Annotated in this window: 13 protein-coding genes; 8 read left to right on the top strand and 5 right to left on the bottom strand. The window is 62.6% G+C overall.

Going from position 1 to position 14,536, the window contains the following annotated elements; translation table 11 throughout:
* Window positions 1–7 precede the first annotated feature (7 nt).
* The 4 genes from B5526_RS18055 (at window position 8) to B5526_RS18040 (ending at window position 4,762) form a co-directional block, all read left to right on the top strand.
* Entirely contained in the window at window positions 8–1,069 is a 1,062-nt protein-coding gene (locus B5526_RS18055; RefSeq protein ID WP_079540143.1) for a helix-turn-helix domain-containing protein, read from the top strand.
* Between the two features lie 333 nt (window positions 1,070–1,402).
* Window positions 1,403–2,830: a serine hydrolase domain-containing protein gene (locus tag B5526_RS18050; RefSeq protein ID WP_079540141.1), complete on the top strand. Its 1,428-nt coding sequence runs from the start codon at window positions 1,403–1,405 to the stop codon at window positions 2,828–2,830.
* Window positions 2,831–2,900: 70 nt separating this feature from the next.
* Complete coding sequence (locus tag B5526_RS18045; RefSeq protein WP_079540139.1) at window positions 2,901–3,770, top strand: AraC family transcriptional regulator; 870 nt, start codon at window positions 2,901–2,903, stop codon at window positions 3,768–3,770.
* A gap of 74 nt (window positions 3,771–3,844) precedes the next feature.
* Window positions 3,845–4,762 carry a 2-dehydropantoate 2-reductase gene (locus B5526_RS18040; protein ID WP_079540137.1) on the top strand — a complete coding sequence of 306 codons (918 nt, stop codon included), beginning with the start codon at window positions 3,845–3,847 and terminating at the stop codon, window positions 4,760–4,762.
* Window positions 4,763–4,772: 10 nt separating this feature from the next.
* Here B5526_RS18040 and B5526_RS18035 read toward each other — a convergent pair whose 3' ends face one another.
* Window positions 4,773–6,143, bottom strand: coding sequence for an MmgE/PrpD family protein (locus tag B5526_RS18035; protein ID WP_079540135.1), 1,371 nt, complete (start codon window positions 6,141–6,143; stop codon window positions 4,773–4,775).
* Window positions 6,144–6,278: 135 nt separating this feature from the next.
* On the opposite strand from B5526_RS18035, the gene B5526_RS18030 reads away from it, so the two are divergent.
* Entirely contained in the window at window positions 6,279–7,373 is a 1,095-nt protein-coding gene (locus B5526_RS18030; RefSeq protein ID WP_079540133.1) for an FUSC family protein, read from the top strand.
* Here the strand turns inward: B5526_RS18030 and B5526_RS18025 are convergent.
* The 3 genes from B5526_RS18025 to B5526_RS18015 form a co-directional block, all read right to left on the bottom strand.
* Complete coding sequence (locus B5526_RS18025) at window positions 7,370–8,695, bottom strand: SMI1/KNR4 family protein (protein WP_079540131.1); 1,326 nt, start codon at window positions 8,693–8,695, stop codon at window positions 7,370–7,372. The two genes, B5526_RS18030 and B5526_RS18025, sit on opposite strands and share 4 nt — an antisense overlap.
* Window positions 8,696–8,746: 51 nt before the next feature.
* Window positions 8,747–9,403, bottom strand: a complete 657-nt coding sequence (locus tag B5526_RS18020; RefSeq protein ID WP_079540129.1) for a 2-hydroxychromene-2-carboxylate isomerase — start codon at window positions 9,401–9,403, stop codon at window positions 8,747–8,749.
* Between the two features lie 84 nt (window positions 9,404–9,487).
* Window positions 9,488–9,961 carry a DUF2867 domain-containing protein gene (locus B5526_RS18015; protein ID WP_079540126.1) on the bottom strand — a complete coding sequence of 158 codons (474 nt, stop codon included), beginning with the start codon at window positions 9,959–9,961 and terminating at the stop codon, window positions 9,488–9,490.
* A gap of 124 nt (window positions 9,962–10,085) precedes the next feature.
* On the opposite strand from B5526_RS18015, the gene B5526_RS18010 reads away from it, so the two are divergent.
* From B5526_RS18010 to B5526_RS18000, 3 genes are all read left to right on the top strand, one after another.
* Window positions 10,086–10,943 (top strand): hypothetical protein, encoded by an 858-nt coding sequence (locus B5526_RS18010; RefSeq protein WP_244562330.1) that lies wholly within the window; start codon window positions 10,086–10,088, stop codon window positions 10,941–10,943.
* A gap of 242 nt (window positions 10,944–11,185) precedes the next feature.
* Window positions 11,186–11,479 (top strand): nucleotidyltransferase family protein, encoded by a 294-nt coding sequence (locus B5526_RS18005; protein ID WP_079540124.1) that lies wholly within the window; start codon window positions 11,186–11,188, stop codon window positions 11,477–11,479.
* Window positions 11,476–11,745 carry a HepT-like ribonuclease domain-containing protein gene (locus B5526_RS18000; protein WP_079540122.1) on the top strand — a complete coding sequence of 90 codons (270 nt, stop codon included), beginning with the start codon at window positions 11,476–11,478 and terminating at the stop codon, window positions 11,743–11,745. The genes B5526_RS18005 and B5526_RS18000 overlap by 4 nt, the downstream gene beginning before the upstream one ends.
* Before the next feature lie 149 nt (window positions 11,746–11,894).
* Here the strand turns inward: B5526_RS18000 and gyrB are convergent, their stop codons facing one another.
* A complete protein-coding gene (gyrB, locus tag B5526_RS17995; protein WP_079540120.1) occupies window positions 11,895–14,336 on the bottom strand; it encodes a DNA topoisomerase (ATP-hydrolyzing) subunit B in 2,442 nt (813 codons plus the stop codon).
* Between the last annotated feature and the right edge of the window lie 200 nt (window positions 14,337–14,536).

The following is a 14,536-nucleotide window of genomic DNA, read 5'->3' as shown; positions in this document are numbered from 1 at the left end:
TCGTGACTTGACGCTATCGCAAATCGACCTGACGCTGGGCGCGGGCACGACAACGCTGCTGTTGCTGCTTGCCGCGGTGTTGTTTCGCGATTTCAGGACCGTTGCAGCCGGCCGTCTCGCGACCGCATTTGCGCTGGGCTCGGCGGCCCATGCGATGACTGCAACGGCCGGATTCGCCGCGCCGCTGACGCCATGGCAGGCCGTCCTGATTGCGGTTTCCACCGGCAATGTCGTGGTGTTCTGGCTGTTCGCGCGGGCGCTGTTCGACGATGCTTTTAAGATGCGCCTCTGGCACGCCGCGCCATGGGCTGCGGTGGTGGCGTTAAGCCTCGTCAATTGTCTGGTGCTGGTGCCTGCGCAAACCTTGGACCCGCGCATTTTCGCGATCGTGATCGGCGTGATCTCGCTTGGTTTTGCCGCGCTGGCGGTAGTGCAGACCATTGCATCCTGGTCCGCCGACCTGGTCGAGGAGCGCCGGCGGCTTCGCGTCTTCGTCGTGGTCGCGACATCAGTCTATGCCGCCTTCAACGCCATCCTGCAGCTTTTTGTCACCGGGAATGGCTCGCCGAACATCCTCGCCACGGCGAATGCGGCGATTCTCGCCGGTGTAGTTGCCGCGATTGCCTATTTGCTGATGCGGGTCAACGGCGAGTCGCTGTTTCCGGCCGCCGAGAAACCAGCACGCGCCGCCATCGCTTCGCCCGAGACGAAAAATGCCGACCAAAAATTGCTCGACGCCTTGATGCGCCTGATGGCCGATGAGCGCATCTATCGCCACGAGGGTATCACCATCGGCTCGCTGGCGACAAAACTCAGCGTGCCCGAATACAAATTGCGGCGCCTGATCAACCGCGAGCTCGGCTACCGCAATTTCAATGTCTTCCTCAACAATCACCGGATCGAGGAAGCAAAGGCAGCACTCGCCGATCCCTCGCAGGCCGAAGTGCCCGTGATCACCATCGCGATGGATGCCGGCTTCCAGTCGCTCGGGCCGTTTAATCGCGCCTTCAAGGCGATGACCGGGGTTACACCGACCGAATACCGCAAACTAAACGACGTGCGGGCGTAGGCAGGAGCCCGCGAACTCCGACCTCATCCTGAGGAGCGGCGCCGGAGTTTATCATCGGGCCGCGCTTCGCGCGGACCCGTTGGCCGCGTCTCGAAGGATGGCCGCGAGTCCGTGCGTTGCGTCGATCCTTCGAGACGCTTGCTTCGCAAGCTCCTCAGGATGAGGGCGGAGGTCGGGTTGTGATCTAGCACATTGAAATCGGTATATGATTTTGGAATCGGCGAGACGGTTTGAGTTTTCGACCAGCCCATTTTCCAAATCCGGCGAGCGCTTGCACCCGCGTTGAGGTTACTTCCGGCACGCCAGGTTAGCGCGAAATTGCCGGAGAACACCGTGACCCCTATGAAAAAGCTCATCCTCCTCGTGACCACAATAGTATGCGCCGGGCTGGCGCTGACGGCGGTGCGCGCGCACGATGTGCCGCGGGTCGCGACCGGGTTCATCAGCCACACGCTCTGTTCGGCGGCCTTCGTATCGAAAGTCGATCCGGACGAGGTTTATGCCGAGACGCTTGAAGCGATGCCCGGCGTCGGCCTGATCGCCTGGGCGCTGGCCTATCATGTCGATCGCGACGCGAAGCAAGTCACCGCCACGCTGCTCGGCGGCGGGCAAAGCCGCGCGGTCTATCGCGACGGTTTTGGGTGTTACGTCGCCAATGGCGAGGCGGCTGCCGATGCCGCGCCGCCGCCTGCGGCAGGCGAGCCGCAACGCGCGTCGCTGCCGGAGATCGCCGGCGCCGCGCCGGTCGAGCCTGCGAATGCGGACCTGAAGCGCGCACTCGATTGCGCGTTTGGTGAGCCCGGGCAACCGACATTCCGTCACACCAAGGCGGTCGTCGTCGTCAAGGACGGTCGCGTCATCGCCGAGCGTTATGCGCGGGGTTATGGCGTCGACACGCCGATCCTCGGCCATTCCGCGACCAAATCGGTGATCTCGGCGTTGACCGGCATTCTGGTCCGCCAGGGCAAACTCGCGCTCAACGAGCCGGCGCCGGTCGCGGCATGGCAAAACCCCAGCGATCCCCACCACGCGATCACGGTCGATCATCTCCTGCGCCACACCAGCGGACTGGCGATGGGCAGTTCGCTCAACGCCTCGCTGTTGAGCGCGTTGGCTCCGGTCAACCGGATGAAATATATCGAGCGCGACATGGCGGGGTTTGCCGAAAGCAGCGCACTCGAGACCGTGCCGGGCAGCGCCTGGAATTATCACGATGGCAATTACCTGATCCTGTCGCGGCTGATCCGCGACGCGGCCGGGGGCCATGCCGCCGACGTGCTTCGTTTTGCCCGGCGCGAATTGTTCGAGCCGCTGGGCATTCGCAATGTGACACTTGAGTTCGACGCCACCGGCACGCCGGAGGGCTCGGCCCAGATGCTGGCGCCGGCGCGCGACTGGGCACGCTTTGGCCTGCTCTATCTCAATGACGGCGTCGTCGGCGGCAGGCGTATTCTCCCCGAAGGGTGGGTTGAGTATTCCGCCGCGCTGACGCCGAACGGCTGGGTCGGCATCGGCGCCGGATTCTGGACCAACCGCGGCGACAGCAGGGGTTCGCGGTTTCGCACGGCGCTCGGCATGCCCGCCGATGCCTTCTATGCCAGCGGCACTTTTGGGCAATATGTCATCGTCGTTCCCTCCGGGCGGCTCGTTGTCGTGCGCCTCGGCACATCAGGGAATCAATATGAAATCGAGAGCGTTTCACACCTTGTTGCCGACGTGATCGCCGCGACGGACAAAGGTCATCTGGCGGGAGGCGATTGAGCCACGAACGCGCCTTTTGCTAGTGTGGCCCGGATTGCGCTTCGCTCCATCCGGGCTACAATTGCGGGAAATGGCGCGTCCAGATCCCAAGAACACCGCAAAATATTGGTGGGACAGGCACATCTCAGGTCTAAGCCTGATGCACGCCGATTTCACGACCCACGATTTTGCCACCCATACCCATGATGCCTTCGTCATCGCGGTCACCGAGCTTGGCGGGGCCCGCTTCAGGAGCCGGGGCGTGACGGACTTCCTGCGCTCGTCGGCATTGTTTGTCTCCAATCCGGAGGAACCGCAATCCTCCTCGATGGGAGACAGCCCCCGCTTGCGTTACCGGTCGATGTATCTCACCCAAGCGGCGATCGAAATTGTCGCCGAGGGGCTCGGGATTAGATCGGTGCCGTATTTCACCAGCAACATGTTTCCCGATGCCGATCTGGTGCGCGGCTTTGCATCGCTCCATCAGGCGCTCGAAGCTGGCGTCGATCGTTTCCGCGAGCACGAACTCCTGATATCCGCCTTCGGCGATCTGTTCGATCGGCGCGGCAGTGGCGGCGATCGCATCGAGCCCGCTCCCCGTGATCGCGTCCTCGTGCGGAGGATTGTTGACCTGGTGCGGGAGCGATTTGCCGAAAATCTTGTTCTCGGCGATCTCGCTGCCGCTGCCGGGTTATCGATTTTCCAACTGATCGGGCTGTTCAAGCGCACGATCCGAACCACCCCGCATGTTTATCTCACCCACGTCCGGCTGAATGCAGCCTGCAGCCGTCTCGTGCTCGGAGACTCCATCGCCGACGCAGCCATCACGGCCGGGTTTTGTGATCAGAGCGCGCTGACAAAGCATTTCAAGCGCGCTTACGGCATTACTCCGCTGCAATTTGCCAAAGCTGCCGCGCCTGCGCGGCGGCTGTGGCGCGCTCCGCTGGCGGTCGAGGCGTAGCCCGCAATTTCAGCCAATACGCACGGGGCCGGATTGCCTAGAAAGTCATGTCTTTCACAGCTTGAAGTGAGGTTATGGCAGCATCTTCCCGGCAACGTTCCACCATCGCCATCATCGGTCTCGGCAATATCGGAGGGGTCGCCGCGGGATGCCTGCGTGCGGCCGACCGGCAAGACATCATCGTCTGTGTCCGCCAGCCTATCGAGCGTCTTTATCTTGAGCGGCCGGAGGGGGACGTCGAGGTGCCTCTGCGCGCCCTCACCAACCCTGCGGATGCGAAGCCGGTCGATTGGGTTCTGTTGTGCACCAAAGCCCAGCAGACGCCGTCGGCCGCGCCCTGGCTGGCGCGGCTTTGCAATTCCTCGACGCGGGTCGCCGTATTGCAAAATGGCATCAGCCATGTCGAGCGCGTCGCGCCGCTGGCCGGCGATGCGGTCGTTGTCCCGACGCTGGTTTATTATAATGGCGAACGGCTCGGCGCTGACCGCGTCCGCCTGCGCCACGTTGCCGAACATGATCTCGTCGCGGCCGACGACGCGGACGGCCGCGCATTTGCGCAACTGCTCGAGGGCACGCCGCTGCGCGTTCTCTTGAGCCGCGAATTTTCGACGCTGGCCTGGCGGAAGCTATTGATCAATACAGTTGCGAATCCGATCACGGCGCTCACTTTGCAGCGGCAGGCGGTGTTTCGGCGCGAGGACGTCAAGGCGCTCTGCATTGCCATCCTCGAAGAGGCGGTCGCGGTAGCGCGCGCCGACGGGGCGCAATTGGCCGAGGACGAGGCGGTCAAAACCATGTCGACGCTGCTGACTTATCCACCCGAGGCGGGTACCTCGATGTATTTCGATCGTCTCGCCGGGCGCGCCTTGGAAGTCGAAGCCCTGACCGGCGCCGTTGTCGCAGCGGGTCGGCGTCTCAATGTCGCGACGCCGCTCAATGCCGCGCTGCTGACCTTGCTGCGCGCCGTCAGCGATGCCGCGAGTGCCGGATAGAGATGGCGCCTTATTGCCGTCCGAGCTGCGTCGCCTTCTCGACGCGATCGAATCGCTCGAGCGACAGGATCGCATCGGCCAATTGCTCGGCGCGGCCGTTGAGCACCGGGCGCGCGAGGGTCAAGAACTTCTGCGCCATCGCCTGCGCGTCCGGAAACGAATTCGGCTCGCCGGAGGGGTCGGCATAGAGCCGCTCGTGCACGCCGTCCTCGGTGGTGATGGCAACTCGCGCGCCAAAAGGATGGCTGCGGCCGATCTCGAGGCGGTCGTCCTGCACCACGTCGAACTTGTCGGCGAGCGCGTCGACCGCGGGATCGCCGAGCCGCTCGTAATCGTCCCAGCCGAACCGGCCCTGGTCGAGCGCCACCGCACCCGTGAAGAACATGGAAAACTGCCCGCCGACGATCGAGGTCGGATGCCGTTTTGTCGCTGCATCGCCGGTCAGGGTGATGCCGTTGCGATGCAGGCCCACCTCGACGCGCTTGATCTGGTCCGGCGTCAGATTGTGCTCCCGGCGCATCGCGATCAACGCATCCAGCGCCGCATGGGTATAGCGGCAGCTCGGATAAGGTTTCACCCCTATTTTCATGGTCTCGTAGGTCTTGCCGAGGCCCGCGACCGCCTTGTCGGGATGGGCGTCGTCGCTGTAGCCGACCAACAGGCCGTGCTTGCCCTCGATCGATTCGCTCGCACCGACAAAATCATTGCGCGCCAAGGTCGCGGCGATCACGCCGTTCATCGCCGCCGCGCCGACTTGATAACGCTTGTTCCAGGCGCCGTTGAGCAGGAACTGCAGCGAGCCCGCGGCCTGGCTGCCGGAGACGCCGAACGCGGCAATGATTTGCGCCTTCGACAATCCGAACAGCTTTGCCGCAGCGGCTGCCGCACCATAAGTGCCGGCGGTCGCGGTCGGATGAAAGCCGCGCGCATAATGCGAGGTGGGATCGAGCGCGTTGCCGAGCCGGCAGCACACCTCATATCCGGCAACGATCGCGGTCAGCACCTCACGGCCCGACGCGCCGACGAGCTCGCCGACCGCGAACGCGGCCGGCACCACCGGCGCGCTCGGATGCAGCGAGGAATCCGCATGCGTGTCGTCGAAATCAAGCGAATGGCCGAGCGCGCCGTTGAGCAGCGCCGCCACCGCCGGTGTCCAGGTCTTGGCATCGCCGAACACGGTCGAGTTGCCGCCGCCGTCGAGCGCCAGCGCTTCCAGCATTTTCAACAGTGAAGGCGTCGATTCCGCATCGCGCCGGGCGCGGATCGCGCTGCCGAGGAAATCCAGCGTCAAGACCTTGGCGCGCGCCAGCACTTCCTGCGGAATATCCTCGAATTTGAGGTTTGCGACATAGGCGGCAAGCGTTGCGGTCTCATCGGCCATCGTGTTTCCTCAATTAGTTGTCCGACAGGGTAGGCGGGCTGATTTCCCGTTTCAAGCTGCCAGTGCGAGACGGGAGGCAGCCATGCTCAATGTCGTTTATAAGAGATTCTGTCTGCCATATTCCGGAACCGGTGCATGACGGTCTTTACAAGACGCCTATCCCGCCTGCTGCGGTCGCGGAGGGCGCAACTGGCGCTGGCCTTCAGGGTTACCATCGCGGCCGCGGGTGCCTACGCGATCGCAACCGCGATACATCTGAGGCTGCCGTTATGGGCGGTGCTGACATCCCTTATCGTCACCCAGATGAGTGTCGGCCGATCGCTCAAGGCGACCCGCGACTATATGTTCGGCACAATAGGTGGCGCGATCTATGGCGGCGCCATCGCGGTATTGATCCCGCATTCCGGGGAGATCGAACTGCTCGGCTTGCTGGTGCTCGCCGTTGCGCCATTAGCCTTCATCGCCGCCATCAATCCCAGCCTGAACGCGGCCACCGTCACCGCCGTGATCGTGCTGCTGGTTCCGACCATGAGCCACGTCGATCCGTTCGCTTCCGCGATCGATCGTGTGATGGAAGTGACGGTCGGGGCGCTGACCGGCCTCCTGGTAACGTTTTTCGTGCTGCCGTCGCGGGCGCGCAGCCAGATCCGTATTACCTCCACACGGACCCTCGAATTGATCGCCGCGGCGTTCGCAAAGCTACTGGCCGGCCTGACCCATGGCCTCGACAACGAGGCCTTGCATCGGATTCAGGACGGTATCGGCAAGGCGCAGGTCGAGTTGAATGCGCTTGGCGCCGAAGCCGAGCGCGAGCGCGCGGCGCATCTTTCCAGGGGGCCGGACACCGGTCCGCTGCTGCGGACCACATTGCGATTGCGCCACGACCTCGTGATGATCGGGCGCGCCTGTCTGGTGGCGCTGCCGTCGGATTTGCAGGCGCGGCTCGCGACGCCGCTGGACAACGTCAGCGGTGCGGTCGTGACCTTTTTGCGTTCCGCTGCGGCGTCGTTGCGAAACGGTGGCCCCTCTCCGTCGCCAGCCCCGATCGACGAGGCGCTGCAGTCCTACGCTGCGGAAGTCGCGGAGCTGCGCCGCGAAGGTTTGATACGCGTGCTGCCCGGCGATGCGGCGGAGCGCTTCTTCGCGCTGGGATTTGCGCTGGAGCAAATGCGACAGAATTTGAATGACCTCAGCCGCTGCGTCGCCGAGTGGTCCGAGCCGCCAAGCTAATCGATGTAGACCCCCAGAAAGCTCAGCACAGCCTTGTCACGCTTTTTGATGCCATCGGTGAGCGCCTTGAGCGCGGCGTCAAAGCTCGGCGTGGGGTGATCCAATTCCCATGAGCCGTCATGGTCCCAATGAAAGCACCAACCAAAACGTTCGCCTTGTTCGAGGTTCATCACGAGGCAGCGGCTTTCATGCGCGGGTTCGGCCAGCGGCACGAGATCGCGCAGCGAGACGCCGTATTCCTCGCGGAAATAGGCGATAGCCCTTTCCGGGTCTTTCTCCGCCATGGTGATGAAATTAAACACATTGTCCCGCTGCGTGGTCAATTCGGTCGGCTTGTAGAAGCACAATTCACCCGACTTGTCCGGCAACCGGACCAATAATTCGGTCGGCCCAAAGGTGGTGAGGAATTTGCGATAGTCGTCAGGCAGGGTTGCGCCAAGCTCTTCTTCGGCCGTACGCAGCTCTACTTTGCTTGCCGGCATCTTCGCCTTCCAGCGCCAGCCCTTGTCGGATTTTTTCTTTTTCTGGCGCCGCTCCAGATATTCGGCATAGGCCGGCAGCGCCGTGATCTCCTCATAGCCGCCGAAGCGGTTGTACTGATAGGCGGCGTCGAACGCCTCCTCCTGCCGCTCCGGAAAATATTCGCACAGGATGAGCGCGCGCTGCACGCCGCGGTCCTGACTGGGGGCGGCCTTCCAGCCCTGCTCGATCGCCTCCAGCGCGGCCTCGGGCTTGTCCGCGCGGAGATAGGCGCTGCTCAGCACTTCGAGAATACGCCCTTCCAGGTCCTTCTCCCAGATCGACCAGGCGTAATGCGGCGCGTCGGCGGCGCGGCGGGCGGCCAGCGTATCGCGCGCGCTTTCCGCAAAGCGGATGGTGCGGTCATTGTCCTCGTCGGCGGCGTAGCTGTGATGCGCCGCTAGCCAGAGGTACAGCGGCTCGCCGGCCGCCGGCGTGTCCTTGAGGGCTACAAGATGCCTTTCCTGCTCCTTGAGCGGAGCGCTGACCGCCGCCAGCATCAATTCGTCGAGGCCCTTTTGCCAATCGGGCTTTGGCTTGGGATCGGGCAAAAGATTGCGCAGCGTATATTTGGTATGCGCGGTCTCCATATAGCCGGCCGCCGCAAGGTCGGCCGCGTGGCGCCGGAAAAACGAAACGGCTTCGGCAATCCCGGAAAAATCCTCGCGCAGGAATTCGTTGTGCTCGGGTTCGCGGTTCTCACCCATGTAGATGCCGATCACCATCGGATCGCCGCCCGGAATCAGAAGCAGCTCACGGTCATCGTCGCCGGGCGGACGATGGAAGAATTTTGCAAGATACATGTACGCTCCAGGCAGGCTTTTACCGTCAGTCGCCTGTGAGGAGATTCCGGTTCAAGCCGCGCGGCGGGTCAGCCCCTTGCTCTGCATCCGCCAGATCAACAATTCGATCCGGTCCTGTCCGAAGAACGGCTCGTTCTCGAAAACGAAGGTCGGCACGCCCCAATGGCCGGAAGCCGCATGGTCTTTTTCGTTGCCGGCGATGATCGCTTCGTAACGATCCGGATCGGCCGCAATAGATTCATCCATCGCGGCTAGGTCAAAGCCGGCGGCCGCGGCGGCACGCGTGAGATGATCGCCCTCGTTCCAGCCCTTGACCGTGCCGTCCCACAATACCCGGCTGATCGCATCGACGAATCTAAGTGAATGGCCCTCGGCTTGCGCGGCGGCGCCGAGCCGCGTCAGGCGGTGGATGTAGGGCTGGCGCTCGGCGACATCGAGCGTCGCCATGTCCTGCACGATCGGATCGGGGCGGGGAAAGCGGAACGGGGTGTTTTCGAATTTTGCGACGCGGCTGGAGTCGAGCACGACGTAGCGCGCGAATTTCGGATCGGCGCGCTTGAAAAATCCGGGCACCCGCACTGCCAGCGGATAGACCGGGCGAAGGTTGACGCTGGCGTCGTATTCGGCGACCAGTTTTAAGGTTTTGGGCAGCGCCAGATAGCTGTAGGGGCTGCGGAACGAAAAAAACAGATCGACGGACAGTGTCATGCGTACCCCCCGGTCAGCCATTTTTTCCTTGGTTGACCGAAACAAAGCACGCGCCGCACAACGCGTCCACAAGCGCGGGCCGGCTCAGGCCGCAACCTGCCGCAGCAGGGCGCGGACGACGAGCCGGTGAAACGGCAGGATGGTGGTGAGATAGACCCGCCCGAGCAGATTGTGCGTCAGCACCAGGGTCGTCGCGGTGACGCGCCGGCCCGGGCCTGCGGCCGCGACGTCCACCACGACGCGGAAATCCAAATGCTTGTCGTCAAAGCCCGCGACCAGGCGATCGGGCGTCTGGCTGACGACCGGGAGTAGCCCGATGATATCGGCGCGGCCGGGCCCTTTCGGCGCGGCGGTTTTGAGGCCAAACGGCGCCACCAGGAAATTGCGCAACGCCAGCAGCTGTTCGATCCATCGCGGCGAGCGCCCCAGCATTTTCTCGGCCGCGTGCCGCGCATCGAGCGCGGCGTCGTCGACCATCACGCTAAAAGCATCGCGGAATTGCGCACCCGCCAGCAGCGGACCGGTGTTGGCGTCAGGATCGACGGCGCGAACTTTCATGAAAGCTGCTCCCAGGCAAAGACAGCATACAGGCTCGCCTCCCGAAATTGAATTGTGCCACAAAAGTTGTCGCAATTTTGTGATACAACCATGGCCTTAGCGGCGGCACGCGCGGGAGGCGGACATGGTGAGGTCGGCGTGGAAGATGGCGGTCACAGTGGTTGTGGCGGTTTGCGCGCTGCCGGCGCTGATGTCCGCCGAGGAGGCCCAGGTCACGAAATGCACGGCCCTCGATATCTGCTACTGCGTCAACACCAAATATCTCGAAGCGATCAGCGCCAACGTCCCACGGGTGCGCCAGTTGCTCGCCGACAACAGAGCCAAGGGCAAGGCCGTCGGCTATCTCAGCATTCCCTTATCGCCTGCCGGCGGCGGCTCCTATCAGATCAATTCGGAAGCCGCCAAGCGGATCGCTGATGATGTCGAGAAGCGGTTCGGGCCATCCTCGGTCTTTATTCTCAACCCGGGCGCCGAGGGAAGCGATGCGATGAGCGGCGGCAGCGGCGCCGATTACATGTATATGTGGACCCAGATCCTCGAGGGCCGCAGCGGTCACGGCGAGGATTTTGATTTTTTCTATTTTGCCGGCCCGACGGATTTTTCCAGATATCTCCTGCAGCCGAACAATGACGGCAAACAGCCGGTGCTCGATCGCAACCAGGTCGACGACTATCTCGGCAAGCTCGACGCTTTCTTCGACGACCACAGCGTGAGCGATCCTAAATTCAAGGCTGAGTTCGAGCAGGGAAAAGTCAACAAAGCCGCCTTTCGCAATTATTACGGGCTGCGCGCCTCCGTTGCCTTCAGCTACGGCTCGCATGACGAATGGAATATCGCGCGGCTGTTGAACGAGAAGCGCCGCGGCGCGGCGGAGTTCGGCATCGCCAACCAATTGTCGATCTTTTTCGACGGTCAGCCGGTCAATCCCGGGGCCTTCGAAAGCGGCGACGCGTCAGGCGCTACCGGCCGCTGCGTCAAATAGAACCGTCAGGTAACGCATTTCCCTGACTCCCGGCGCGCCAACGAGGGCGGGCGACGAGGCAATGGCGGAGAAGGTTAACGGAGGAAGGAAAAGCGGTCCCGGGACGACCTCGCGGGAGCTTTCAAATGTTAATGCCGGGGAACCTGGTGGAATTTGCTGCGGTATTGTTTATATTTGCCACTCTCTTGGCTGGGACCTAGTCAGGAAAGTGTCCGAATAGGTCTTGAGGTTGAGTATCGGTTATGAAGCCGTCGATTGCACTCCAGGCGCACCGGGAGGAGGTCCGTGAGGTCCTTGAGCGCTTCCGCATGCGCAACCCGCGGATTTTCGGATCTAGCTCCAGAAACGAAGACACGGAGAAGAGCGATCTCGATATCCTTGTCGATGCCCCGCCAGGCACATCGCTCTACGATCTTGCCCAGGTCGAGTTGGAGCTTGAGGCCATCCTCGGATGCAAGGTCGAGATTCTGACCAAGGGCTTCATGGCGCCCGACGTCCTCGCTCGTGCCGAGACCGATTTCATCCTCGTGCCATGAGCAAGCGTTCGGCCTCCGATTGGCTGTCCGATATCGTCTCATGGGGCGAGCGCCTGGAAGGTCATCTGAAAGGCGTGGATCGCGATGGCTTCTTCCTCAGCACGGTTTTGCAGGACGCCGCGTCCAAATGTGCTGAGGCCATCGGAGAAGCGGCCGGAAAGCTCGATGATATCGCCCCCGCGCTGAACGACGTCTTCCCTGACTTGAATCTGAAACTCGCGCGGAGGAGCCGCGACCGGCTCTCTCACGGGTATTATCAACGGTAGCTGCGGCCAAGGCGGCGAAGGTCAGCTACGACGATGGCGGTGGAAGTGGCGCTTCTGGTGGGCCTCCCGTATGAAGCTCGCCAAGGTCTTCCTGCACGGGGCGAGGAGGCAAAACGCCGCAACTCGTTTTACTTCAAGAACCGGATCAATCACACATCCACATTCGCGCTGAGCGAATTGTCCTGGATGAATTCGCGGCGCGGCTCGACGATGTCGCCCATCAGCTTGGTGAAAATGTCGTCGGCCTCGTCGACTTCCTTGACCTTGACCTGCAATAGCGAGCGCTCGTTGGTGTCGAGGGTGGTTTCCCAGAGCTGGTCCGGGTTCATCTCGCCGAGGCCTTTGTAACGCTGCAATTTTACCCCCTCGCGCCCGGCATCGGTCACCGCTTCGAACAGGCTGACCGGGCCGTGAATGGCGGTTTCGGTGTCTTTCCGGCGCAACAGGCCGGGGCGCGGATAGGCTTCCTGCAATCGGGCAGCGTATTCGTCGAGCTTGCGCGCGTCGGCCGAGCCGAGCAGCGCATCGTCGATGATGGCGACGTCCTTTACGCCCCGCACCGTGCGCTCGAAGGCAAAACCTTCGCCCTCCGTAAAACGTCCGGTCCAGCCGCGCTCAACTTCATCGGCCAGCGCATCCAGCCGCCGCGCGATATAGCCGGCGGCCGCGTTGGCGGTCTCGACATTGCTGATGATGTTCGGACTGAGCACGCCGGCGATCGCAGCCTGCTCGATCACCTTGCGGTTATAGCGGCTGTGCAGATTGTGCAGCACGTTGCGGATGATGCGGGCGTCCTCGACCAGCGACTGCAGGTCGCGGCCGCTGCGGTCTTCGCCGGAGGCGGGCTTGAAGACGCAGTCCTCAAGCCCGGTCGTGATCAGATAATCCTCCAGCGCGCGCTCGTCCTTCAGATATTGCTCGGACTTGCCGCGGTTCACCTTGTAGAGCGGCGGCTGCGCGATATAGAGGTAGCCACCCTCGATCAGCGCCGGCATCTGACGGAAGAAGAATGTCAGCAGCAGCGTACGGATATGGGCGCCGTCGACGTCGGCGTCGGTCATCAGAATGATCTTGTGATAGCGCAGCTTTGACAGGTCAAAATCGTCGCGGCCGATGCCGGTACCGAGCGCCGTGATCAGCGTGCCGATCTGCTCGGAGCCCAGCATCTTGTCGAAGCGCGCGCGCTCGACATTGAGTATCTTGCCGCGCAGCGGCAGCACCGCCTGGAATTCGCGGTTGCGGCCCATCTTGGCGCTGCCGCCGGCCGAGTCACCCTCGACGATGAACAATTCGGATTTGGCGGGATCGCGTTCCTGGCAGTCGGCGAGCTTGCCGGGCAATGATGCGATATCGAGGGCGCCCTTGCGCCGTGTAAGCTCGCGCGCCTTTCGCGCGGCTTCGCGGGCAGCCGCGGCCTCGACCACCTTGCTGACGATCACCTTGGCTTCCGCGGGATGTTCCTCGAACCAGGCGGCCAGCGCCTCGTTGATGACGTTTTCGACCACCGGGCGCACTTCCGAGGACACCAACTTGTCCTTGGTCTGCGAGGAGAATTTCGGATCGGGCACTTTCACCGACAAAACCGCGGTGAGACCCTCGCGGCAGTCGTCGCCGGTCAGCGCGATCTTTTCGCGCTTGGCGATGGCGTCGGCGTAGCCGTTGACCTGGCGCGTCAACGCGCCGCGGAAGCCGGCCAGATGAGTGCCGCCGTCGCGCTGCGGGATGTTGTTGGTGAAGCACAAGACGTTTTCATGGTAGCTGTCGTTCCACCACAACGCGGCCTCGACGCCGATGCCGTTCATCTCGGCATTGATCATGATGGGCGCGGGCACCATCGGCTTCTTGTTGCGATCGAGGTATTTGACGAATTCCTCGACGCCGCCGTCGTAATGCATCTCCTCGCGCTTCTCGACCGCGTGGCGCATGTCGGACAGGACGATGTTGACGCCGGAATTCAGGAACGCCAGCTCGCGCAGGCGATGCTCCAGCGTGGCAAAATCATATTCGACATTGGTGAAGGTTTCTTTCGAGGCTGTGAACGTTACCTCGGTGCCGCGCTTGCCATGGGCATCGCCAACTTCCTTGAGCGGTGCCACCGCGTCGCCATGGACGAATTCGATGAAATGCTCTTTGCCGTCGCGCCAGACCCGCAATTGCAGCTTGCTCGACAGCGCGTTGACCACGGAGACGCCGACGCCGTGCAGGCCGCCGGAAACCTTGTAGGAATTCTGGTCGAATTTTCCGCCGGCATGCAGCTGGGTCATGATGACCTCGGCCGCCGAGATGCCCTCGCCCTTGTGGATGTCGACGGGAATGCCGCGGCCGTCGTCGCGCACGGTGACGGAGCCGTCGGCGTTGAGCACGACCTCCACCCTTGTGGCATGGCCGGCCAGCGCCTCGTCGATCGCGTTGTCGACGACCTCGTAGACCATGTGATGCAGGCCGGACCCGTCATCGGTGTCGCCGATATACATGCCCGGCCGCTTGCGCACGGCATCGAGACCCTTCAAAACCCGGATCGATTCCGCGCCGTATTCGATTGGAATGGACTGCTCAGTTTCGGCGATCGGTTGCCGGGCAGGTTCTGTCATGTAAGGCCTTCGAGGATGTCTTCGAATCAGCGGCGCATCAAGGGCGCTGATCAGGTTATTTGTGCCATGAAAGCGGTATCGCGCCTAGCGCAAAGTATCTCACCACAAGTTATTGAATAAATAGGAGTTTTTGCTCGATTTTCAAGGCCTCTGGAAGCCGATTCGGGGGCCCGGTAAAAGCGCGATTCGAGGGCCTAATT

The organism is Bradyrhizobium lablabi, assembly GCF_900141755.1.
GTDB classification, from domain to species: domain Bacteria; phylum Pseudomonadota; class Alphaproteobacteria; order Rhizobiales; family Xanthobacteraceae; genus Bradyrhizobium; species Bradyrhizobium lablabi_A.
This window is presented reverse-complemented; position numbering and strand designations above follow the sequence as displayed.